At 67.2% G+C, this 1,238-nt stretch carries 1 protein-coding gene; it reads right to left on the bottom strand.

Translation table 11 applies throughout. From position 1 onward, the window contains the following. Positions 1 to 141: 141 nt before the first annotated feature. Positions 142 to 1,221: an ABC transporter permease gene (locus AQJ91_RS48350; RefSeq protein WP_067036818.1), complete on the bottom strand. Its 1,080-nt coding sequence runs from the start codon at positions 1,219 to 1,221 to the stop codon at positions 142 to 144. Positions 1,222 to 1,238 lie beyond the last annotated feature (17 nt).

Here is a 1,238-nt window from a genome sequence, read left to right as displayed (position 1 = left end):
CCACGCCGTGCAGGGCACGGACGTTGCCGTACGCCTTGCCGGTGGCCTTCAACTCGACGACCGGCTTGCCGTCTTGAGGTGCGGAGTCCTTCGGAGAGGTCTCGTCGGGCATGGTTTCGTTGATGGTTGTCATCGGGTCGGTCACCTCCGGGTCGCCGTGCGCTGGACCCACAGATTGATCAGGACGGCGCCGAGCAGCATCACGCCGAGGAACGCCTTGAACCAGTCGGGGTTCCAGCCGGCGTAGACGATGCCCTGCTGCACCATGCCGAACATGAACGCGCCGAAGACCGGGCCGATCGCGGAACCGGAGCCGCCGGTCAGCAGGCAGCCGCCGATGACGGCCGCGGCGATGTAGATCAGCTCCTGGCCGACGCCCTCACCGGACTGCACGGTGTTGAAGGAGAACAGCTGGTGCATGCCGACGAACCAGGCGCCGAAGCCGACCAGCATGAACAGCGAGATCTTCGTGAAGGTCACCGGCACACCGACGGCCCGCGCGGACTGCTTGTTGCCGCCGACCGCGAAGATCCAGTTGCCGTACTTGGTACGCAGCAGCACCCACGTGGCGATGGCCGCGAACACCAGCCACCACACGATGGTGATCTTGACGTTCACGCCGCCGACCTCGAACGAGGAGGCGAAGATGGACTTGGCCTGGTCGAAGCCGTCCATGTCGCTGATGTCGTCGGTGGCCACGTTGCCGGTGACCAGCTTGGTCACCGCGAGGTTGACGCCCTGCAGGATCAGGAACGTGCCGAGAGTGACCAGGAAGCTCGGCAGGCCGGTCTTCATCAGCAGCCAGCCGTTGAAGAGCCCGACCGCCAGCGACACCAGCAGCGCCACGAGCACGCCGACCCAGACGTTCATGCTCAGCTGGAAGGCGAGCATGCTCGCGGTCAGCGCCGAGGCGATCACGGCGACACCGGCCGACAGGTCGAACTCGCCGCCGATCATCAGCAGCGCCACCGGGATCGCCACGATCCCGATCGTCGACGACTGGTAGAGGATGTTCGCCATCGAGCTGCCGTCACGCACCGGCGGCGCGGCGACGAGGAAGAACACCCATACCGCGATGGCGCCGAGGAACACGCCGACCTCGGGACGGGCGAGCAGCTGAAGCGCCAGGGGGCGCTGCCTGGTCCGCCCGTCTCTCTCCTTGCCGGGGCCGGGGGCCGGCGGTGCGCTCACCGCCGGCTCAGCCTGCTGCGTCCCGCTCATCACCGAGTGCCCTTCTC

Source organism: Streptomyces dysideae (assembly GCF_001514305.1).
GTDB lineage: Bacteria > Actinomycetota > Actinomycetes > Streptomycetales > Streptomycetaceae > Streptomyces > Streptomyces dysideae.
The sequence above is the reverse complement of the archived record's forward strand: the minus strand, read 5'-3'. Positions and strand labels throughout refer to the sequence as shown.

Bases quoted from the DNA above. Each gene is read 5' to 3' on its own strand.
- AQJ91_RS48350 (WP_067036818.1), bottom strand. From the start codon at position 1,221: ATGAGCGGGACGCAGCAGGCTGAGCCGGCGGTGAGCGCACCGCCGGCC.